We start from the raw sequence: 20,305 nt of genomic DNA, 5'->3' as shown, positions 1-20,305 counted from the left end.
CAGCCCGCCGGGCTCCCGAGCAGCAGGAGCCGACCCGCAGTTGTGACTTGCCGTAACCACTCGGCCGGCTACCGCGGGAGGCGCTGCGGGGCGAGCGCAGATGACAGGCCGGGCAGGCAGGCGCATGGTGGAGCCAGGGGTACCGTACGCCGCCACCGGAGGTGCCCAGGATGAAGCCCGTGCCGGGGAGCGAATCCCTCCCGCCGCCCGGGGCGATCCGGAGTCAGGTCAGCCCGGCGCTCAAACCGGGTTCCGGAGAGCAGCGCAGCCGGGTGGTGCCGATCGACGACGAGGACCGCAGCCCGGTCCTGGTCGAGGTGGACCTCACCCGGGACCCGGACACCGAGCAGACCCGAACCGCCTTCCTCGGCCTGTACCAGCGGGTCTTCCCCGGCCGGCCGCAGCCGATCCGGGTCGCCGCCAGCTACCTGCCTTCGCACCGGCGGAGCAGGCCAAACTGGCCGAGATCACCACGCTTCTGGAGCAACAACCGGAGGAAGCCGAGCAGTTGACGAACTGCCACCGACTGATCGGCGGTCTGGTCACCTCCCCGCCGCTGGCCGGCGAGGACCAGGGGCCGCAGGCGGTGCTGGACAAGCCCACCGGCGAAGTGTTCAGCGCGCTGGCCGGGCTGGCGAGCGAGCAGGGCGACGCCCAGGGCTTCCCCAACCCGTTCAAGGTGCTCTGGCACGGCGCCCGGGAGGCGCTGCGCACCGCCAGCTACTACGAGATGAAGAACCGCGGCGGGGTGGTCGGCTGGTGGTACCCGGCGGCCTCGATGCTCAACAACGAGGACGACCAGGCCGCCTCCGACCTGACCTACCGCTGGGGCGGGATGGGCCACGACGGCTTCCAGCAGGGCGGTGCCGAGCAGTTCGACCTCAGGCCCGCCGGAGAGCCGTACCCGCTCCGGTCCGGGCACTTCTACCGGCTGCGCGGCGACGAGGTCATCAAGGCGGACCAGTCGCCGTTCGCCGGCGCGCACAGCGACATCAAACACCCCGAGGTGGTCTGGGCCGCACTCGCCGGCGCCACCACGGGGGTGGATCTCGCGGCCTGACGGGACGCGCCGGGCGGCGACGACGAGATGGACGAACCGGAACGCCGCATGTTCGTCGCCAACTCCGGATCGGCCGCCCTGCGCTTCATCGAGGCCCTGGGCGGAGTCGGGCGTCGTGGCCGAAAGTACGAGCGATGACCAGCGGCAGGAGGGCCAGGACCGCGGGGATCGCGAATGCGAGGCGGAAGTGGCCGCTGGAGCCGATGAGCCCGCTTGCGGCGGCCCCGCTGAGGACGCCCAGGTAGTTGAAGAGGTTCAGGCGGGCGAGGACGGCTTCGGCGGCATCCGGTTGCAGCTTTCCGGCGGTGGCGAGACACAGCGGGGTGAACGCGGAGACGCCCAGGCCCACGAACCCGGCTGCCGCGATCGCGTACGGCCAGCCGGGAGCCCCGGCGAGCGCGGCCAGGGCGGTGGCGGTGACCAGCGCGGCGGCGCGGATCACCGCGGCCGGCCCCGTCCTGCGGATCAGGTGGTCGGCGCAGGCCCGTCCGGTGACGGTGCCCGCCTGGTACGCCGCGTAGGCCAGGGGAGCCGTCGGCAAGGAGGCGGCGAGGACCTGGTGGAGGTAGACGGTCGACCAGGCCGAGACCGTGGAGTCGATGACGTACGCGACGAGGAGGACCAGGCCGAACGGGACGAGCTCGGCCCACGTCCTCCGGCCGAGCGGCACAGCGGCGATCCCGGACGGTGCGCCGGATGCCGCCGTGTCCGCAATCGGGTGGGAGCGGATGGTCAGGGCGAGAGCGAGAACGAGGGCGGCCTGAGCGGTCAGGATCTGCTCGGGCGGCCTGCCGAGGCGAGCCATGCCCGCCGTCAGGAGGGCCGAGGCGACGCCCCCCACGCTCCAGAGGGCGTAGAACGACGAGAAGATGCTGCGCCCGTACGCACGCTCGACCGCCGTGGCCCGGGTGTTCACGGAGACGTCGATGCCGCCCAGGGCCGTTCCGAACAGCAGGTAGGCGACGGTGACGCTTGCCTGACCGGGCGCCCACCCGATCAGCAGCAGGGCGGCGGCGGTCGCCACAACGGCGCAGCGCATGGCGGCGACCGCGCCCGCACGGCGGATCGCAGCCAACCCGGCGAAGCTGCCGGCGCCTGCGGCGAGTGCGACGGTGACCATCAGCACAGTGGTCACCAGCGACGACAGCCCGAGATGCTGCTGGACGCCCGGCACAGTGGTGAACACCGCCGCCACGGCGGCGCCCTGGGCGGCGAACGCGGTTGCCGTGACTCGTCGGGCGCCCGCGAGCGGGCCTCTTCGCCGGTCGTCCGCCGGCACCGCAGCCTGCAGGAAGAGAGTCATGGCGCGCCTGACTGCCGGGCGCTCGACGGGCGCCGGCGCATCTCGATGGATCGGATTGCCGCAACCGTACGGAGCGGATCGGGCCGGAGTCAGGGCGTCGGGGGCCAGGCGGCGGACTCCAGCGGCCACCACGCGAACCGGCGGTGTCCGCCCGTCTACAGTGGTCCCACTGGCCCCGTCCAGGCCCTGGTGGGAGAGACCGCAATGCCCGATACCCCCGGCCCGGCGAGTCCGCCGGGAACCAGCCGCAGCACCTCGGCGACCATTCCGCCGAACATCCTGCGCTCCCTCTCGGTGGTCGCCGGCGAGGACGGTGTCGACCTGCGGCCCGAACTGGCCCGGGTCGGCCTGGAGGAGGCCGTGATGCGGTCCGCCGCCCTGCGGGTCTCCTACCGCCAGGGCAGCACTGTCATCCGCCGCGCACTGGAGCTGACCGGGGACGAACGTCTGGGCCTGCGGGTGGGCTCGGCGCAGCACCTGACCGCGTGGGGACTGCTCGGCTTCGCGCTGATGGCCTGCGACACCCTGGAGCACGCGATCAAGACCGGAGTGAAGTACCAGAACCTGTCCGGAGCGATGACGGTCTGGTCGGCGGGGGCGGAGGAGGACGGCTTCGTGCTGCGGGCGAGGCTGCCCGACCCCGCCCTCGACCCGGGAGTGGGTGTCTTCCTGACCGAGGAGGCGTTCTCCAGTGTCGTCACGCTGACCCGCCTGATCGTCGGCCCGGCCTTCGCGCCGAGCCGGGTCGCGTTCGTCCATCACGCCCCGCGTGACATCACCCCTTTCAGCGACCTGTTCGCCTGCCCGGTGGGCTTCGGGGCGCAGGACAACCGCTACGTCGTCCATCCGGCGTGGGCTCGCACCGTGATGCCGGGCCGCGACCCGGTCATCCTCGCCTCGGTGCTCGAGCTGTTGGACGCTCAGGTGGCTGCCCGTCGCGACCAGCAGGAGCTGCTCGAAGTACTGGAGGTCTCGATCGCGCAGGGCCTCCCGTCGGTGCCGTCCTTCGCCGAGCAGGCGCGCCGGCACGCGGCCAGCGAGCGCACCCTGCGCCGGCGCCTGGCCGACTGCGGCACCACCTACGAGGCGATCGTCGACGGGGTACGACGCGAACGGGTCGAACAGCTGCTGCGGCGTTCGGAACCGACCTTGCGCGATGTCGCGCACCAGGCCGGTTTCTCCGACGAACGCGCCCTTCGTCGCGCCGTGCGCCGCTGGCACGGCGTGGCCCCGCTGGAGTTGCGCAGGCGGTTCGAGCGGCCCGAGGAGCCCGGCGGCGTCAGCGGGAGGTGAGCAGGCCGACGGCGGTGGCGTGCGCGGCGAACGCGGCGGCCGGCTTCGCGGCATGCAGGACGCCGCGAGCCTCGGCCGCTCCTCGACCGGCGCATCCAGCTGTACGGGGTGGGCAAGGTGGTGGGTCATGGTCGGCTTTCAGCGGGTGCGGATCCAGATGGTCTTCTCCCTGGTCCACTGGGCGAAGGCCGCGGTGGACTTCTCCGCGCCGCCGAATCCGGACTGCTTCCAACCGCCGAACGGAGTGCTGAGGTCCCCTTCGCTGTAGGCGTTCACGGAGACCACGCCGGCCTGGACGTCGCGCGACAGGCGCAGTGCGGTATCGAGGTCGCGGGTCCACACGGAGGCTGCGAGCCCGTACTCGGTGGCGTTGGCCAGGCGGATCGCCTCGGCTTCGGTGGTGAAGGTCTGGACCGTGACGACCGGTCCGAAGAGTTCCTGCGTCAGCACGTCGCTGGCGACGGGGGCTCCGGTGACGATGGTGGGCGGATAGTAGGCGCCGGCGCCGGGCAGACCGCCGGGAAGGCCCGCGGTGTGGATGTGCGCGCCGGCCGCGGCGGCGGCATCCACGGCGCCGGCGACGCGGTCACGGGCAGCGTGGCTGATCAGGGGGCCGATGCGGGTCTCCGGCTCGGAGGGGTCGCCGATGACCAGCGACTCGGCGGCGGCGACGAACCGGGCCAGGACCTCTTCGGCGATGTCCTGGTGGATCAGAACGCGTGAGCCGGCCGTACAGTTCTGACCCATCGTCAGGAAGGCGGCCTCGATCATGTCGTCGATGAGCTCGTCGCCGAAGCCGAGCGCGTCGGCCATGAGGATCTGGGGGCTCTTTCCGCCCATCTCCAGCGAGACGCGTTTGAAATTGGTCTGCGCCGCGTCGGTCAGGATACGGCGCCCCACGGCGCTGGAGCCGGTGAAGGACAGCGCCCCCACCAGTGGATCGCGGGCCAGAGCCGTGCCGGCGACCGGCCCGTGACCGGGCAGCACCGTGAGCACTCCTTCCGGCAGACCGGCCTCGGTGGCGAGGCGCGCCAGATGCAGCGCCGAGTGCGGTGTCGCCTCGGCCGGCTTGATCAGGAGGCAGTTGCCGGCGGCGAGAGCGGGCCCGACCTTCCAGGCGGCCATGGCCAGCGGGTAGTTCCACGGCAGGATCGCCGCGACCACCCCGACCGGCTCGCGGCTGATCAGCCCGAGGTGGTCCCGGCCGGTGGGGGCGAGACGGCCGAAGAGCTTGTCGGCCGCCTCGGCGAACCAGCGGATCGACTCGATCGCACCGGGCACGTCGCCGGTGCGGCACTCGGTGATCGGCTTGCCCGCGTCCGCGCTGTCCAGGCGGGCCAGCGTCTCGGCGTCCCGTTCCATCAGGTCGGCGAGCCGCAGCAGCACCGATGCCCGTTCCCTGGGCGGCCGTCGGGACCACGACCCGCTCTCGAAGACCCGCTGGGCCTGCTCGGCCGCCTCGGCGACCTGGCGGGTGTTCGCAGCGGGCAGTTCGGTGATCAGCTCTCCGGTCGCCGGGTTGGTCACCCGCAGCACCGACTGGTCGGTCGCATCCGTCACGGTCATGCTTCCTCCACGAGTTCCCAGTGACCGTCGACCTGGCGCGCCAGCCCTCGGCTTCGCAGGTCCTCCAGGTAGCGGGCCATGCCGCGCTCGCCCCGCCCACGGAAGAGCGGGAAGACCTTGGGCAGCAGGTTCGGGGCCAGCATCGCCAGCCGCACCAGAAGAGACTCCCTCGGCTTGGGATAGACCTCCAGGCGGGGCCTGTCCAGCAGACTCACCACTGCGGCCACGACGTCGGCGGGCTGCTGGGGCGGGTCCTGGAACTGCATGGCGTTGCCGCCGTCCACGGCCTCCTGGCGGAGCATCCGGGTGTCGGTGGCGGACGGCAGCACCGACCCGGCCAGGATGCCCTTGTCCCGCAGGTCGAGAGCGATGGAGAGCATCGCGCCGCGCAGCCCGAACTTCGAGGCGGTGTAGATCGGCGTCTCGCCCAGCGGGAAGATCCCCCCGAGGGAGACCGTGGTGACCACCCGGGCGTCGCTCGACGAACGTAGCAGCGGAATGGCGATCCTCGTCGTGATCAGCGGGGAGAGCAGGTTCAGGTTGATCTCCCGTTCGATGCTCTCGATGCTGCGCACGTCGAAGCGTTCGGCGCTGGTCATGCCGACGTTGTTGACCAGGACGTCCAGGTGTCCGTAGGTGGCGGTGACCTGGTCGAACAGCCGCTGGACCGCGGCGCGGTCCAGCAGGTCGCAGTCCAGCCCGGTGTGCCCGGGGCCGGGGAGGTCACCGGCGACCTGCTCGGCGCGGGCCGCGTCGATGTCGACGACGATGCACCGCGCGCCGCCGACGGCGAACCGGCGGCACAGGGCACTGCCGATCCCGCCCGCACCGCCCGTGACCAGGATGACTTTGTCGCCGAAGTCGTAGCTCATGACTGCACCACCGGCTGGCGGGCCGAGACCGAGGGCGGGTTGCCATGGGTGCGCCAGCCCATCTGGCCGGCCACCTTGGCCAGGTGTTTCACGATGGCCCCGCCGTCCACGTAGCCGGTGTGCCGGGGCGAGGCGACGAACTTGAGTCCGCCGGACAGATCCGGACGGTCGTTCCGGATCAGGTCGGCGAAGCGCTGCGCGCTCGGCAGCTTGCGCTGCGTGTCCTGGATGAATCCGGCGATCAGCTGCGCCTGGGTGTCGAAGAGGTGGTAGGCCCCGGAGTTCGTCTCCACGAAGCCGACGCCGAACAGCCCTCGGTGCTCGCGGGAGAACGACGACAGGTAGAGATCGGGGTGCTGCTCACTGCCGAAGTACTGCTGTGCGACCGGCACCTTGTGCACGTATCCGGTCGCCAGCAGGATGAGGTCGAAGTCGTCGCGGGTGCCGTCGGTGAAGTGCACCGTCCTGCCCTCGGTACGGGCGATCCCCGGCTTGGCCGTGATGTCCCCGTGCTGGAGGTGATGGATCAGCATCGAGTTGATCGCGGGGTGCGTCTCGAACAACTTGTGGTCGGGCTTCTGCAGGCCCAGCCGGCGCGGGTCGCCGTTGATGACGCGAAGGAGAGCACCGAAGATCCGCTGCTCCAACCACATCGGCAGCTTCGGCCCGTTCTGGGCGATCGTGTCCACGGGCCGGCCGAACAGGTGCTTGGGGATGAACCAGTAGCCGCGCCGCATGCTGATCACCGCGTGGTCGGCGGCCCGGGCCGCGTCGCAGGCGATGTCGCAGCCCGAGTTCCCGGCCCCGACGACCAACACGCGCTTGCCTCGCAGCTCGTCCGCGCTGCGGTAACCGACCGTGTGCCGTACCTCACCGGTGAAGTGACCAGGCAGGTCGGGGACGTTGGGATGCCACTGCGAGCCCGTGCACACCACGACCTGCCCGTGGACGCTCTGCCGCCCGTCGGCCCGCGTCACCGTCCAACTGCCGTCCGCGTTCTTCCCGATGCTGCGGACCTCGGTGCCGAACTCGATCCTGCCCGTCAGTCCGTACGCGTCGGCGAACGACGTGAGGTAGGAGAAGACCTGACGGTGCGACGGGTAGTCGGCGAAGTGGTCCGGCATCGGCCACCCGCCGAAGCCCGAGAGGGTCTTGCTGGAGATGAAGTGGGCCGACTCGTACATCGGACCACCGGGGTTGTCGATGTCCCACAGACCCCCTGGGCCCGTGTGCCGCTCGACATGCGTGTACGGGATGTCCCGCTCCGCCAGTGCCCGCGCCACCGCCAGTCCAGCAGGTCCAGCTCCGATCACACACGTGTCGTACCGGGTGTCTTCCACGGGTCCGCCTCCCTCTGTCGCGATCCGCCGATGAGGGAAACCTACGTACCCGCCGGTCAGCGCGAACTGGCCCGCGCGGCCACCGGGGGGACCGTAGCGGCCATGCGGTTGGCGTCCCTGTGCTTGTTAGCATCTGTGCGGCCGAACGCCCGCAGACGGGTGGTCCGGGGCGGCAACTGACGGCCGGTGAGGGTGGGGAGAGAAGATGCGGAGCCGGGATCAGGCCGGCCCCTTCGGGGTGCGCCTCGTTGTCGAGGCGGAAGGCAAGAAGTGGATGCGGGACCTGGACCTGCCCTTCGCCCCGTTCCCCGGCATGGGTATTCGCGTGGACGCCTACGAGGTGCTGGACGTTGCCACGGTACTGGTCGACGATCCCGACGGCGCCGTGACGTGCATCGTGGCCGGCGATGACGGGCACGAATTCACCGCGAAGGAGTGCGCGTCGCTCGGGTTCGTGGAATGCGGGACCTCCGGTGCACGCGCGGTGCGGGAGGCTTTTCCGGTTCGGGTCAGTGTCATCACCTTTGCGAGTGGCCGGCAGTGGAGCAAGGTGTGCAACCTGCCTTTTGCGCCTTTCAGCGGCCTGCACGTCCGGGTGAATGGCGACAAGCTGCTCAAGGTATTCACCGTCGTGGTGGGAGACGGCCACCGGGGCGGAGTCGAGTGCTACGCCGGCTTCGAGGGCGAGGGGGCGGACACCGTGACCGGGGACGATTGTGAGGCCCTCGGCTTCGAGAGGGATTACAGGTAGGGCTCGGAGTGGCGGCCGGCGCGACGACCGCTCGTCTCCGTGTGCCTGGCGATCACCGCCGGTTCCGCACCTCGTAGCGGGCGGCCAGGGCCCGTACCGTCCCGGCGATGCGGTCGCGCAGTTCGGCCGGCGCGACGACCTCGATGTCGGTGCCCAGCCGCAGGAATTCCCCGTGGGCGTGGTCGATCGACTCGATGGGCACCAGGGCCTCCGTCCAGCCGTCGCCCGCTCCTGCCACCCCGAGCCGGCGGGCACCCTCCGGGGTGAGCCGTACCAGTGCCTGCCCGGTGTGCAGCCGGGCCCGGAAGTCCTTCAGGTAGCCCGTCCAGTACGTGCCCAGGTCGAACCCGTCCGGCAGGGCGAACTCCTCCTCCAGCTCGCGCAGTCCGATGATCTGGTCGATGCGGTACGTGCGGATCCCGGACGGCCCGCCGGCGACCAGGTACCAACGCCCGGCCTTGAGCACCAGCCCGTACGGCTCCACCCGGCGCTCGATCTCCTCCGGTGCCCGCCAGCGCCGGTACCGCAGGACCACCGCGCGCCGCGCCCACACCGCCGCGGCGACGGTGGCGAGGTGCGGGGTGTCGTCCGCGTCGCCGTACCAGCCGGGGGCGTCGAGCAGGAAACGCTCCTGGATCCGCCCGGCGTGCTCGCGCAACTGCGCCGGAAGGGCGGCCCGCAGCTTGAGCCGGGCGGCGGCGAGCGCCTCGCCGAGGCCGAGTTCGGCGGCGGCGCCCGGGAGCGCGGCGAGGAAGGCGGCCTGCGCCTCGTCGGCCGTCAGCCCGGTGAGCCGGGTCCGGTACCCGTCGACCAGTCGGTAGCCGCCCGCGTGCCCGGCGTCGCCGTACAGCGGGATGCCGGCGGCGGCGAGCGCCTGGACGTCCCGGTAGACGGTACGGACGGAGACCTCCAGCTCCTCGGCCAGTTGCTCGGCCGTCATCCGCCCCCGGTTCTGCAGGAGCAGGAGCAGGGTGACCAGCCGACTCGCACGCATGCCGCTCAGTATCCACTGACAGCAGGTGTCAGGGGAGTGCCCCTAGCCTGCGGCGCATGAGCATCGTCGAACTCCGCCGGTACACCCTGCATCCCGGCGCCCGCGAGACCCTGATCGAGCTGTTCGAGCGCGAGTTCGTGACCGGTCAGGAGGCGGCCGGCATCACCGTCGGCGGCCGGTTCCGCGACCTCGACGACCCGGACCGCTTCGTCTGGCTGCGCGCCTTCCCCGACATGGCCCGTCGACGCCGCTCGCTGGAGGCCTTCTACGGTGGCCCGGTCTGGCGGGAGCACCGCGACGCGGCCAACGCCACCATGGTCGACAGCGATGACGTCCTCCTCCTGCGCGGCCCCGGCTTCACCCCCGCACCGGCCGCCCGCACAGTGCTCGCCACCGTCTGCCACCCCACCGACCCGGCCGCCTTCGACGCCTACGCCGGTCGACACCTCGGCCCGGCCCACGCGTTGCACCGCACCGAACACGCCGAGAACGACTTCCCCCGCCTGCCCGTCCGCACCGGCGAGGACGTCCGGGTCTGGTTCGGCCCCGCCGAGCCGCCACCCTGGCCGATCCGGCGGCTGCGGCTGGAACCCGTGACGACGTAGCCGGGCCCGGATCCGCCGCGTGACCCCGGCCGGGTGGCGCAGCAGGCTGCGCCACCCGGCCGGAAGCGGCCTCGGGGCGCTCAGGGTGCTCAGACGCGGTCGGCGGCGATCAGGAGGTACTGGAACGAGCCGTCCTTGTAGGAGTTGATGAACGCCTCCTCGATACCGGTGACCAGCGAGGACGTGGCCCGCAGCTCCCAGTAGGGCAGGGTCGCCGAGGTCAGGTCGATGACGGCCTGCGGGACGAGACGGTTGTCGGCCATGGCCTGCAGGTACTCCCGGCGGGAGTGGATGTTGCACTCGAAGTGCGCGTTGATCTGGGAGACCCACTTCGAGGGCTGGCCGTAACGGGGGTTCCAACAGCCGGTGATGGTCACGTAGCGACCACCCGCGCCGAGGATCCGCGAGTGCTCGGCGAAGAGGTCGTGGAGGTCGACGTACATGCTCGACTCGTTGTTCCACGAGGCCGAGACGTGCCCGGTCTCGAAGGGCATGTCGAGCATGTTGCACACGCGGGCGCGGACATGGTCGCCGATGCCCAGTTCACGGGCGCGTCCGTTCGCGAATTCGGCCTGCTTGGCCGACAGGGTGACGCCCTCGACCTTGCATCCGAAGCGCTGGTGGGCCATGACCATCGATCCGCCGCGGCCGCAGCCGGCGTCCACGAGGGTCCCGTCGGCCCCGATGGCCCCGAGGTGGTCCAGCAGGACGTCGGTCTGCGCCGACTCCAGGCGGTGCAGCTCGGCGATCAGCTTCTTCTCGTACGTGCTGTCCTCGGTGTCGCCGAGGGCGGCGTGGTCGACGTCACCGATGCCGTAGTGGTGGTGGTAGAGACCGTCGACGTCGCCCAGACGCAGGTTCACGGGCCGGGCCTCGTGATCCCAGTAGCGGGCGATGTCGCCCTGGTAGGGAGTCGCCGGGGCCGGGATCACGGCCGAGGCGGTGGCGGTGGCGAACTGAGTGTTGGTCACAGATGATTCCGTTCTTACCAGAAATCGGGCAGGCTGTAGCGGTAGGTGTTGGTCTGGTGCCAGTAGTGGTTGCCGTCGACCCATGCGGCCACGCCGCGCAGGAAGCGCAACGCGCTGGGGTGGGGGACCTCGGCGGCGAGGTCGGCGGCCGCGGTCTCGAAGGCGTGCATCAGGTCGTTGTGGACCTCGACGGCCTTCAGGTAGGCGTCGCGGACGGAGCAGTCCTCACGCTCGGCGATCACCACCGGCAGGTTCAGGTGCCGGCCGGGGCTGGCGAGTTCCTTGGTGTACGAGTACAGGTCGTTGACGATGGTGGTCGCGTTCCCGGCGAGCGCGATGACCCGCTGCATGGCGGGCAGGGCGTGCAGGTCCGCAGGGAGTTCGTAGCCGCCGACGGTGTCGGTGATGGTGGGGCAGGGGCGGAAGTTGTTGAACTGGCGCATCGCCAGGTACTCCCACACCTCCGGTACGTAGTCCGTCTCGGCCCAGGCCGCTTCCGCGAGGTACCCCAGGTGCAGCCGGGCCATGTCGTGGCGGTACCGGTCGGCCTGCGAGTGGCCGGCCTGCTGGACGAAGTACTGCATGGCCGAGCGGTAGGCGCGCCGCGGCGCGTCCGCGTGGAGCGACTCCGCCCAGTCCGGCTGGTACTCGGTCGTCGTGTGGAGGGGGTCGAGCGCGGTGTGGGCCAGCAGCAGGCGGCCGCCGAGGCCGACGGGCGAGCCGCCGTGGTCCTCGCAGTAGCAGTCGTCGAGGGCGTTCTCGGCCGCCATCAGCCGTGTGGCGATCATCAGGTGGTCGACGGTGGGGGCGTCGGGATGGCAGGCGACCATGTAGCGGCCCAGGGAGAACCCGTCGAACTGGTCCTCCCAGTCAGGGGGGAACAGCTCGACCTCGTCCACCGCCCACGCCTTGATCCTCCGGCTGACCTCCTCCACCCGGTGGGCGTCGGGCTCCGGCACCGGGTGGTGGTAGAGGCCCGGGACCGGCCTGCCCGCCGCCGGTTCCGCCGGCGCGGAGGGCAACTCGCGAGGGGACAGGTACAGCCCCGCCGTGCCCAGGCCGCTGGGGCCGCGCAGGATCTGCTGCAGCGTGGGGCTCGGTGTCCGCTCCGGGGCGGCACTCTGCGGCACGGGCTCGCCGGCCGGGACGGGTACGGTCCCCGAGGCCGGAGGGAGGACCGAAGGCGGTCCGGGCAGGCTGCCGCTCCGGGCTCCGGCGCTGTGGCCGAGGGTGGGGGGCCCGAAGCGGGACACGGCGGAGGGCAGGCTCGGCTGCCCTGGCGAAGGCGCAGGGACGGGCATCCGTAGCTCCTTGGTGAGGTGTGGGAACGTCTCGGATCCGGGCACGTCGGGCGGGGCCGAGGGGGTACGTGCTGCGGTTGCCGGCAGGCGCCAGGGCCGTCCTGCCCGGGCCGCGCCGGACCGTGCCTGACATGTCGGTCCGGCACCGCACAGCACGCCGGACCGCCGCAACGGTTGCCCGGTCCGGCGTCCGGCGGCTCCTGCGGTGTGTGCGGTGCACGGCAGCGTGCCGCTCGCCGGGCCGACGTGATCCGGCGAAGATGATCGAAACCGGCTTGCCTAGCCCTGCCTGCGGCCGATCTGCACGTTCTCCAGTACGCCGAGCGCGTCGGGCACCAGGATCGCTGCGGAGTAGTAGGTGCTGACGAGGTAGGAGATGATCGCCCGTTCGTCGATGCCCATGAACCGCACCGACAGGCCCGGTTCGTACTCATCCGCCAGCCCGGTCCGGTGCAGGCCGATGACGCCCTGCTTGTCCTCCCCGGTCCGCATCACGAGGATCGAGGTGGTGTTCTCCTTGCTGATCGGGATCTTGCTGCACGGCAGGATCGGGACTCCGCGCCAGGCCGGAACCTGCTGTCCGCCGAGGTCGACGTGGTCCGGGTAGAGCCCGCGGGCGTTGAACTCGCGGCCGATGGCCGCGATCGCCCTGGGGTGGGCGAGGAAGAAGCGGGAACCGCGTCGGCGGCAGAGCAGTTCGTCGAGGTCGTCCGGGGTCGGCGCACCGGAGTGGCTCTGGATCCGCTGTTTGAAGGCGGCGTTGTGGAGCAGGCCGAACTCACGGTTGTTGATCAGCTCGTGCTCCTGGCGCTCGCGCAGCGCCTCGATGGTGAGCCTGAGCTGCTCCTCGGTCTGGTTCATCGGCTCGTTGTAGAGGTCGGCGACCCTCGTGTGGACCCGCAGGACGGTCTGGGCGACGGACAGCTCGTACTCGCGCGGGTTGAGTTCGTAGTCGACGAACGAACCGGGCACCTCGACCTCGCCGGTGTGGCCGGCCGACATGGCGATCTCGGCCTCGCCGTGCCGGTTCTGCCGCTGGAGCGGGATCGCCGAGAACCGTTCGACGTGCGCCCGGAGGTCCGGTGCCGTTGCCAGCACGGCGTGGAAGTCCGCGCGTGCGAGCGTGAGCAGGGTACCGGCGGTCTCGGCCGTGGCGGTGCAGTCCCACGTCGCACCGGCGTCCAGCAAGGCGTTCTCGCCGAAGTGGTCGCCGTCGGCCAGCACGGCGACGGACACCGTCTCGCCGTACCGGCCCTCGGAGCTCTGGCCGACCCGGCCGTGGGCGATCAGGTGGATCCGGTCGGCAGGAGTGCCGCGCTCCACCAGCACCTCACCCGCACGGAAGTCGCGCTGGACGCAGCGGCCGGCGAGCGCGGTCAGCACGGCCACGTCGTCGAAGCCGCGCAGCACGGCGAGTTCGCCGAGCTCGCGGGGGATCACCCGGACCCGGGCGCCGTCCTGGACGAACTCGATGCGCCCGTCACCGACGGTGTAGGTCAGCCGCCGGTTCACCCGGTAGGTCCCGCCCTTGGTCTCCACCCAGGGGAGCATCCGCAGCAGCCAGCGGGAGGTGATCTCCTGCATCTGCGGAGCGGACTTGGTCGTGGTGGCAAGGTTCCGGGCGGCAGCCGTGCCCAGGCTGCTCTGTCCAGTAGGCTCCGACTGCGCCGCCTGGCTGGTGTCCACCGTCATCGAGCAGGATCTCCTTCAGTAACAGCGGCGACCGGTACGGTCCATGTCGTACGTGACCGGGGCGAACACAGCGAACGTCCGCGCAGGCCGCTGGCCTCGATGAGCAAACTAGCCGTCGGCGCGGCCAGTTGGCGCACCACACCCGGTGCATTGCCCCGAAGTGGTGATCTTTTTCGACAGCATGTTTGTGCTCGGACGGGCCGCATGCGATGCAGGGTCCGGCCGCGCGGGGGTCCGTGCCGTCAGCGGCACGTGCGAGCCGGGCCGGCAATGCCGGCGCTTCCCCCGGCTGTGACAGGGCTGTTGCCGTAAGTGTGACTGTCGTCACGGCACCTGACGATCAGTCATGGTCAGCTCGGCGAGTGCATCGTTCCCGTACCGTTTCTCCGGTCCTTCTGGCCGCCGGGGCCCTGCTGCTCACCGCGTGCGGCTCGCAGGCCGCAGCCGGTTCGCAGGCCCCCGCCCCGCCGGGCGGCACGTCCGCCTGCGGTGTGCCGACGGGTCGTTCGGCTTCGGCGCCGGTCGGTGATCCGGCCGAGCGGGAGTCGGGCGGTGTCAGGATCACGGGCTCCGGCCCCCTCTGCACCGAATTCGAGGTCACCAACCGGGGGAGCGAACCCTTCACCTACACGGTCACGTTCACGCACCTGTCACAGTCCGGGCAGGCGATGTCGGTCAGCAGGCGGACGGTGCCGGACGTTGCGCCCGGTCGGACCGTGGCGGGCACCGTCGCGGCCGATGAGCCCTCGTCCGCCCTGCCCGAACAGCACATGGTCGGTGCCGTTCCCACTGGAGCAGGTGCGTCCGCCTCCACGGGCGGCGGGCGGGTGCGGATCACCAAGGTGCGCAGTGTTCCGAGCAGGGAGGCGTCGGCCGAGTCCGGGGTCTGCCCGCCGTCCGGGACGCGGGTGTACGCCGACGAGGGCGATGCCGCCATGGGGCTGCGCGTGGTCGGTCTCCATCTGGAGAACTGCGGGGCGGGGACCGTCGAACTGAACGGTTATCCGGAACTCCAGGTCATCGACGAGGAGCACAGGCCCGTCGGCGACGTGCGGATCCTGCCCGGCGAGCGCGCCTACGCCGGGTTGGTCTGGCGCAACACCGTGGAGGTCGGCACGGCCGACCTGGTGAACGCACCGTATCTGAGGGTCCGGGCGAAAGCCGGTGCCGACCCGGTGATGGTGATCCCGGAGCTCGACCTGGGCACCACGGGCCGGCTCGGTGTCGGTGCCTGGAAGCAGGACCGGACGCTGCCCGCGTCCTCCCCGGGCGCCCGGCCCTGACCGGCTGCCGGTGCCGGCGGGATCCCCTCGGCTCAGGCGCCCGGTGGATGCGGTGTGAGCGCGTCGAAGTGCAGCCTGAACGCCGGCGGCGTCAGCAGGGGCGCCCGGCGGCGCTGGGTCCACAGCACCGGGCTGCCGTCGGTCGCGCGGGCGAGCATCGCCCGGCGTTCGAGCCGCAGCCCGTCCACCGGGATCGCGGCCGGCTCGACCTGGTGGACGGGATGGGTGGGCGCGACGACCAGCAGGTCGCCGGCGGGCTCCGGCATCAGCACCGGCACGGGACCGGTCAGGTCGGCGGCCCGGGCCTGGACGAACCTGCGCCGGCCGTCGACCGGCTCGATGACGTACGGGTGCCAGCCGGGTGGTGTCCTGGTCGCCGCCTCGTAGGTGTGGCCGAGGCGGCCGGAGGCGTCGACGGCTTCGGGGACCGGCGGGGGAGGGTCCGGCGGACTCCCGACGTCCCGTCCGGTGACGCGGCGCTCGACCGCCCATGCGAGGTTGGCGTCCTCGTCGACGCCGACCGTCACCTCGTCGAGCACCGGCCCGGTGAGCGGTGCGGCCGCGGCGGCCCAGACGACCAGGGACTCCCGGCCGAGGCCCTCGGTCGCGTACAGGCTCCAGCCGTCCGCGGGCGGGGCGAGCTTCCACTTGTCCCCGAAGGAGTCGACCACGGTCACCGAGGTCAGCGTCACGACGTGGCCCACCAGGGCGTCGACGGGGAAGTCGAACCAGTCGTCCGACTGATGGACGATCAGATCGATCAGTAGCAGCGTGGCGAAGTGCGAGCGGTCCGGCGGGTAGCCGCCGATGTCGACCGTCGAGTCCTCGATCTGCCACCACCTGGGCAGCGGCGCTCCGGGGTGACGCACCCGCCCCGGATACACCTGCCGTCGCTCGCCGCCCCCGGCGGCCGCGGTCCCCGAGGCGTCCGCGCTGTACCAGTCCAGGTCTCCGCCGTCGTGCCGGCGGACGGCGAGATCGACGCCGCCGGCGGTGAAGTCGGCGGAGTAGCCGAACTCGGTGGGGTCCCACAGGTCCTCCGGTTCCCGCTCGGGCGGCTTGACCGGGCCGAACCAGGACGGGTCGAGGCCGAGCTCCTCGCGCCGGGCCCACAGGGCCCGGCCGTCGAAGCCGGTGAACGTGTCGTAGGGCACCGGTAGTCCGGTGAGCAGCAGGGCGCGGTCGTCGGCGGGGATCGCGACGCCCGCCTGCCCGGCCGCGTCGGCCGCCAGGCGGCCCAGCCCGACCCGTCGGCCCGGCGTCCACCAGTCGAAGGGTTCGGATTCCACGATCGCCTCCGCGGGCGTGGTGACCGGGTCGCCGCCGCTCGGCGATTCGACGGGCGTCTGCCGGCACGTGTAGTGCACCCGCACCGGCGACGAGGCGTCCTCGCCCCGGTGCTCGCCGAGCTGCCACTGGCGCCCGAGCAGCCACGCCGGGTCGGCGACCTCCGCCGCGAACCCCCTGGCGAGGTCGTCCAGGCGGGGCGTGGCCGTGATCCGCCGCACCAGGTCGTAGATGATGGCCATGTCGGACCCTCACTCCCATGTCGTGCCCGCTCCGGTGCCGCGCCGTCACTCGATCGGGGTGTCGGTGCGGCCGGTCGCGGGCAGCAGGACGGTCGGCAGCAGTCCCAGGACGGCCGGGTCGAGGTCGGCCGGCCGGGCCATCCGGGCGTGGGCGAGCTGCCGGGTCTCGACCACGATGTCCAGCACGGTCCGTTCGTCCAGCCCCGTTTTGGGATCGGGCGGCACGGCCAGCAGGATGCCCTGGGGGGCGCGGGCGGCCGGGGCGTCGAAGCCGAACGCCGCCGCCGTCGTCTGCTCCGGGTCGGGGACGACCTCGGTCCACCGGTCCAGCACGGCCGCGGTCACCCGCGGGGCCGCGGTGAGGTCGAGTCCGGTGGGGGCGTAGGCCACGACGAGCCGGCCGGTGTCCGCCGGGTCGCGTTGCCACGGGTCCGCGGGTTTGGTGGACCAGGCGGCGAAGGCCGACGTCCGGAGCTGTTCGACCTCCAGCCGGGCCAGCGGGGGCCGGACGGCGGCGACGGTCGCGAGCCAGTCCAGGTCGAGGTCGGCGGCCTTGACCGGCGGCGGAGCCGCCGGTGACAGGACGGCGAGCTGCCCGGTCGGGCTGACCAGCCGGGTGATGGCGTCGAGAAGGCCGCCGGTGTCGAGACCGGTCGGGTCGGGGGCCGCCTGCACCCGCTCGGACAGCAGGGCGCGGGCCCGCGCCGAGGCCGCACCGGGCGCCGCCTCCGGGGGCGGGTCGGGGGCGATCCCCCAGGCCCGGCAGGCCACCAGCAGCCGCTCCGCAGCGGACGGGTCGGCGGTGTCCGCCAGCAGATCGGCGAGGATCTTCGCCGTCCGGCGCAGTTCCTCGTAACGGGCCCGCAGCCCGGCCTCGACGCCGCTGGGCGGGGTGGGCAGCCCGGGCTCGGTGGTGATCGCGTCGGGGCCTGCCGGCGAGCGGCCGAGCAGGCCGGTCAGCCGGGCGGCGTCCTCGTAGCGGCGCGAGCCGTCCGCGGACTCGAGTACGGCGTCCCGTCCGCCCGCCGCGGCGAGCACCAGGCGCTCCAGGTCGGTGAGTGACAGGGCGAGCGCGTCGGCCGGGGCCAGGCCCAGGTCGGCCAGGCCGACCCGGATGTCCCCGGCCCCGCCCCGCACGGTCCAGGTCCAGGCGCTGGCGGGGCCCGTCCGGGCGGTCAGGTAGGCCGCAGCGGACGGGTCGGCCAGGGCGGCCGGTGACAGCAGGGCGTGCTCCGCCGGCTCGTCGGGGATCGCCGGCGGGGCCGCGTCGGGCAGCAGGAGCAGCACGCTGGTGGCCACGGCGCGGCCCTGCCGGTGGCTGTTGACCACCTCCAGCTCGGGCGGCCGGGACAGCCCGGCGGCGGCGTCCATCGCCGCGCCGGCCACCGTCGGCCGCCCCTGGGTGACGTGGTGCACGGCCTCGGCGACGAGCAGGTCGCCGTAGGCGTCCACGGCCTGCCGGAGGGCCGTCAGCTCGGCCAGCTGGGCGCCCGACATCCCGAGCGACGTGGGAGGTGCGTCCAGGACGGCCAGACCGTCGCAGACCCGGCGGCCGGCGTGTTCGGTGCGCAGCGGGAACGCGGTGCGCAGGGCGTCGACGAGGTCCGGCGAGCCGGCGATCCGTTCGACGTCGCGGCCGAGCACCTCGCCCAGGTGGGACCCCGCGCGGACGGAGTCGCCCAGCCGCGCCGCGTCGCGGACGGTCCGCGAGGTCAGGTCCATGGCCCAGCGGCCGGCCTGCGGGTCGTTGACCGCGCGGTCCCGCAGCACGGTGGCGGTCAGTGCCTGGGCCTGCGAGGGGGCGTGCAGCAGCCCGCCGGGCGTGGGCCCGGGACTGCCCGGCCGGGGGGCGTCCACCCAGCCGTAGGCGCCGAGCCGCGGGGCGGGCCGGGCGTCGAGCAGGTCCTGGAGCCGGCGGGTCGGCGGGCCGGCCAGCCACGGATCGAGGCGGTGGGCCGCGGTGTCCAGGTTCGCGCGGAGCATCCGTTCGAGGCGGTCCTCCGCCGTTTCGACGAGGGACGCGAGCCCGCCGGCCACCCGCTGGAAGGCCACCGCGGCCGGGCTCGGGCCGCGCAGCATCTCGGGCGTGGTCCGGCTGATCCAGTGCTCCAGCAGCCCCTGCCGGTTGTCGGGGCGGGCGAGCTGTTCCAGGGCCGGGACGGGGTCCCCGAGCGCCTCCCGGCCGACGTCGCCGATGGCGACCTGGAGGGCTCGGACGACCAGGCGCAGGAGCAGGCTGTCCGGTTCCACCTTCAGCCGTTCCACCAGGGACCGGGTGCCGGCGAACAGGGCGGGCGCGCGGGTCGCCGTCTTCAGCAGCAGCGCCAGCAGTTCGCCGACGGTACGGTCGGCCGGCAGACCGTCCGGCACGACCAGGGGCATCCGCAGCGGGCCGGTGCGCCCGCGCGAGCCGTACCGGCGGTGCGGGGCCGTTCCCAGCTCGCCGACGAGCGGGTAGGCCAGCTGCCACTGCTGGTCGAGTTCGTGCCACCCGCCCGCGGTGCCCAGCAGCAGCATCGACTGCCACCACAGCTCCAGCGGGGCCGCCCGGCGGTGCCGGTAGGACGGGGCGCTCGGGACGTGGCCGAGCAGGTCGAGCAGGCCGTCCGTGGAGGTGCCGGCGACCGTCCCGCGCCGTTCGGCAGCGGCCTGCCAGGACTCCCTCAGCCGCAGGAGCGGCGGGAGCAGGCCCGACTCGACGTCCTGCTCGCCGGCCACCCACCGGGTCAGGGCGGTGGCCGGGAGCAGGCCGTAGGGCTGCGGGCCCACCCGGACGGCCGGGAACATCCCCTCGGGGAAGAGCGCCTCGGCGGCCCAGGCGGCGGTGTCGGCCGCGCGCGGCAGCGCCCACACGTCCGTCGCGGCGAACCCCCACAGCGCGGGCCACAGGGCGCGGACCATGCCGGTGGAGGCGCTGAAGTGCGGCTCGGTCGGGCCCGGCAGCCGGCCCAGCAGCTGCTCGTCGCCGGTGAGGGCGAGGCTGACCAGTCGTTCGTTCTCACCCGGCGTGCCGTCGAGCAGCTGCCAGCAGCTGTCGGCGTCCGCGGCGAGTCCGGCGGCGGGTTCGCCGTCCACCGTGTTGGTGGCCGTGCCCGGTGCGATCAGTCCGAGTCGGCCCTCGGCGCGCAGTGCGCCGAACAGTGCGCCGGGCGGTGTCCCGCCCAGCCCGGTGACGACGAGCAGGTCGATGTCGCCGGGGTCGCCGGACAGGGGCACCTCGCCGGCGAGTCCGGCGCCGACGGCCTCGTCCCAGTCCTCCCACCAGCGGGGGGCCGTCGAGTCAAGGGCCACGGCCAGCCGGGTGTGGTCGACGGCGAGGGTCAGCACGTGCTCGGGGCCGCCGCCGCCGCGCGCCAGCCAGACGTGCAGCTCCTTCGGCAGGCCCTCGATCCGCTGGAAGACCGGTTCCTCGTTCAGCTCGGCCGGGTCCTCGGTCAGGTACGTGCGGACCAGGAAGGCGGCCCGCGGCGCGCCCACCGCCGAGGCCAGCTCCCGGAACGCGGGCAGGCCCGGGTCCGCGGCGTAGCGCTTGAGCGCGGTGACCTCGGCGGCGCCCGGCCGAGGGTCGTGGCGGGTGAACCAGAGCTCGTCGGGCACCACCCGCAGTCGCAGGGTCGGCCCGGCGAACCGGGTCTCGATCCGCAGCGGGAGCAGCACGCCCAGGTCGGCCGGCATGGGGTCCTCCTCAGGGGGCCGGGGTCGAACGGTCAGGCTGTCGGGGGTCACGGTGACAGGGGGCGGGGTG

The 20,305-nt window shown here is 72.8% G+C and carries 16 protein-coding genes; 6 read left to right on the top strand and 10 right to left on the bottom strand.

Going from position 1 to position 20,305, the window contains the following annotated elements:
* The first annotated feature begins 170 nt into the window (after nt 1-170).
* Nucleotides 171-512: a hypothetical protein gene (locus AB0M03_RS20450; RefSeq protein WP_363492972.1), complete on the top strand. Its 342-nt coding sequence runs from the start codon at nt 171-173 to the stop codon at nt 510-512.
* Nucleotides 509-1,060, top strand: a complete 552-nt coding sequence (locus AB0M03_RS20445) for a hypothetical protein (protein WP_363492971.1) — start codon at nt 509-511, stop codon at nt 1,058-1,060. Before AB0M03_RS20450 ends, AB0M03_RS20445 begins: the two co-directional genes overlap by 4 nt.
* Nucleotides 1,061-1,145: 85 nt before the next feature.
* Here AB0M03_RS20445 and AB0M03_RS20440 read toward each other — a convergent pair whose 3' ends face one another.
* Nucleotides 1,146-2,363, bottom strand: coding sequence for an MFS transporter (locus AB0M03_RS20440; RefSeq protein WP_363492970.1), 1,218 nt, complete (start codon nt 2,361-2,363; stop codon nt 1,146-1,148).
* 204 nt (nt 2,364-2,567) lie between these two features.
* Here AB0M03_RS20440 and AB0M03_RS20435 point away from each other — a divergent pair, with 204 nt between their 5' ends.
* Nucleotides 2,568-3,656, top strand: coding sequence for an AraC family transcriptional regulator (locus AB0M03_RS20435; RefSeq protein WP_363492969.1), 1,089 nt, complete (start codon nt 2,568-2,570; stop codon nt 3,654-3,656).
* Between the two features lie 138 nt (nt 3,657-3,794).
* Here AB0M03_RS20435 and AB0M03_RS20430 read toward each other — a convergent pair whose 3' ends face one another.
* The 3 genes from AB0M03_RS20430 to AB0M03_RS20420 are packed head-to-tail and all read right to left on the bottom strand — an operon-like array spanning nt 3,795 to nt 7,434.
* Nucleotides 3,795-5,222: an aldehyde dehydrogenase family protein gene (locus AB0M03_RS20430; RefSeq protein ID WP_363492968.1), complete on the bottom strand. Its 1,428-nt coding sequence runs from the start codon at nt 5,220-5,222 to the stop codon at nt 3,795-3,797.
* Nucleotides 5,219-6,094: an SDR family oxidoreductase gene (locus tag AB0M03_RS20425; RefSeq protein WP_363492967.1), complete on the bottom strand. Its 876-nt coding sequence runs from the start codon at nt 6,092-6,094 to the stop codon at nt 5,219-5,221. The genes AB0M03_RS20430 and AB0M03_RS20425 overlap by 4 nt, the downstream gene beginning before the upstream one ends.
* Nucleotides 6,091-7,434 carry an NAD(P)-binding domain-containing protein gene (locus AB0M03_RS20420; protein WP_363492966.1) on the bottom strand — a complete coding sequence of 448 codons (1,344 nt, stop codon included), beginning with the start codon at nt 7,432-7,434 and terminating at the stop codon, nt 6,091-6,093. Before AB0M03_RS20420 ends, AB0M03_RS20425 begins: the two co-directional genes overlap by 4 nt.
* 205 nt (nt 7,435-7,639) lie before the next feature.
* Here AB0M03_RS20420 and AB0M03_RS20415 point away from each other — a divergent pair, with 205 nt between their 5' ends.
* Entirely contained in the window at nt 7,640-8,185 is a 546-nt protein-coding gene (locus AB0M03_RS20415; RefSeq protein WP_363492965.1) for a hypothetical protein, read from the top strand.
* Between the two features lie 52 nt (nt 8,186-8,237).
* Here AB0M03_RS20415 and AB0M03_RS20410 read toward each other — a convergent pair whose 3' ends face one another.
* Nucleotides 8,238-9,179, bottom strand: a complete 942-nt coding sequence (locus tag AB0M03_RS20410; protein WP_363492964.1) for a WYL domain-containing protein — start codon at nt 9,177-9,179, stop codon at nt 8,238-8,240.
* 56 nt (nt 9,180-9,235) lie between these two features.
* Between AB0M03_RS20410 and AB0M03_RS20405 the strand changes: the two genes are divergently transcribed.
* Nucleotides 9,236-9,784 carry an NIPSNAP family protein gene (locus tag AB0M03_RS20405; RefSeq protein WP_363492963.1) on the top strand — a complete coding sequence of 183 codons (549 nt, stop codon included), beginning with the start codon at nt 9,236-9,238 and terminating at the stop codon, nt 9,782-9,784.
* Nucleotides 9,785-9,873: 89 nt separating this feature from the next.
* On the opposite strand, the gene AB0M03_RS20400 is transcribed toward AB0M03_RS20405, so the two are convergent.
* The 3 genes from AB0M03_RS20400 to AB0M03_RS20390 all read right to left on the bottom strand — a co-directional run bounded on the left by AB0M03_RS20400 (nt 9,874) and on the right by AB0M03_RS20390 (nt 13,748).
* Nucleotides 9,874-10,755 (bottom strand): geranyl diphosphate 2-C-methyltransferase, encoded by an 882-nt coding sequence (locus AB0M03_RS20400; protein WP_363492962.1) that lies wholly within the window; start codon nt 10,753-10,755, stop codon nt 9,874-9,876.
* Between the two features lie 14 nt (nt 10,756-10,769).
* Nucleotides 10,770-12,056: a family 2 encapsulin nanocompartment cargo protein terpene cyclase gene (locus AB0M03_RS20395; RefSeq protein WP_363492961.1), complete on the bottom strand. Its 1,287-nt coding sequence runs from the start codon at nt 12,054-12,056 to the stop codon at nt 10,770-10,772.
* 279 nt (nt 12,057-12,335) lie between these two features.
* Nucleotides 12,336-13,748 (bottom strand): family 2B encapsulin nanocompartment shell protein, encoded by a 1,413-nt coding sequence (locus tag AB0M03_RS20390; RefSeq protein WP_363492960.1) that lies wholly within the window; start codon nt 13,746-13,748, stop codon nt 12,336-12,338.
* A 716-nt stretch (nt 13,749-14,464) separates the two neighbouring features.
* On the opposite strand from AB0M03_RS20390, the gene AB0M03_RS20385 reads away from it, so the two are divergent.
* A complete protein-coding gene (locus AB0M03_RS20385) occupies nt 14,465-15,031 on the top strand; it encodes a DUF4232 domain-containing protein (RefSeq protein ID WP_363492959.1) in 567 nt (188 codons plus the stop codon).
* A 32-nt stretch (nt 15,032-15,063) separates the two neighbouring features.
* Here AB0M03_RS20385 and AB0M03_RS20380 read toward each other — a convergent pair whose 3' ends face one another.
* On the bottom strand, nt 15,064-16,560 hold the full coding sequence (locus AB0M03_RS20380) for a hypothetical protein (protein ID WP_363492958.1): 1,497 nt from the start codon (nt 16,558-16,560) through the stop codon (nt 15,064-15,066).
* Between the two features lie 45 nt (nt 16,561-16,605).
* Nucleotides 16,606-20,235 carry a hypothetical protein gene (locus tag AB0M03_RS20375; protein WP_363492957.1) on the bottom strand — a complete coding sequence of 1,210 codons (3,630 nt, stop codon included), beginning with the start codon at nt 20,233-20,235 and terminating at the stop codon, nt 16,606-16,608.
* Nucleotides 20,236-20,305: the final 70 nt, after the last annotated feature.

Origin of the sequence: Kitasatospora sp. NPDC051914, from assembly GCF_040680995.1 — a bacterium.
Lineage (GTDB): Bacteria > Actinomycetota > Actinomycetes > Streptomycetales > Streptomycetaceae > Kitasatospora.
The sequence above is the reverse complement of the archived record's forward strand: the minus strand, read 5'-3'. Positions and strand labels throughout refer to the sequence as shown.

Coding starts and splice junctions, on each gene's coding strand:
- AB0M03_RS20440 (WP_363492970.1), bottom strand. CDS start 2,363: ATGACTCTCTTCCTGCAGGCTGCGGTGCCGGCGGACGACCGGCGAAGA.
- AB0M03_RS20450 (WP_363492972.1), top strand. CDS start 171: ATGAAGCCCGTGCCGGGGAGCGAATCCCTCCCGCCGCCCGGGGCGATC.
- AB0M03_RS20380 (WP_363492958.1), bottom strand. CDS start 16,560: ATGGCCATCATCTACGACCTGGTGCGGCGGATCACGGCCACGCCCCGC.
- AB0M03_RS20435 (WP_363492969.1), top strand. CDS start 2,568: ATGCCCGATACCCCCGGCCCGGCGAGTCCGCCGGGAACCAGCCGCAGC.
- AB0M03_RS20410 (WP_363492964.1), bottom strand. CDS start 9,179: ATGCGTGCGAGTCGGCTGGTCACCCTGCTCCTGCTCCTGCAGAACCGG.
- AB0M03_RS20425 (WP_363492967.1), bottom strand. CDS start 6,094: ATGAGCTACGACTTCGGCGACAAAGTCATCCTGGTCACGGGCGGTGCG.
- AB0M03_RS20375 (WP_363492957.1), bottom strand. CDS start 20,235: ATGCCGGCCGACCTGGGCGTGCTGCTCCCGCTGCGGATCGAGACCCGG.
- AB0M03_RS20390 (WP_363492960.1), bottom strand. CDS start 13,748: ATGACGGTGGACACCAGCCAGGCGGCGCAGTCGGAGCCTACTGGACAG.
- AB0M03_RS20430 (WP_363492968.1), bottom strand. CDS start 5,222: ATGACCGTGACGGATGCGACCGACCAGTCGGTGCTGCGGGTGACCAAC.
- AB0M03_RS20415 (WP_363492965.1), top strand. CDS start 7,640: ATGCGGAGCCGGGATCAGGCCGGCCCCTTCGGGGTGCGCCTCGTTGTC.
- AB0M03_RS20395 (WP_363492961.1), bottom strand. CDS start 12,056: ATGCCCGTCCCTGCGCCTTCGCCAGGGCAGCCGAGCCTGCCCTCCGCC.
- AB0M03_RS20405 (WP_363492963.1), top strand. CDS start 9,236: ATGAGCATCGTCGAACTCCGCCGGTACACCCTGCATCCCGGCGCCCGC.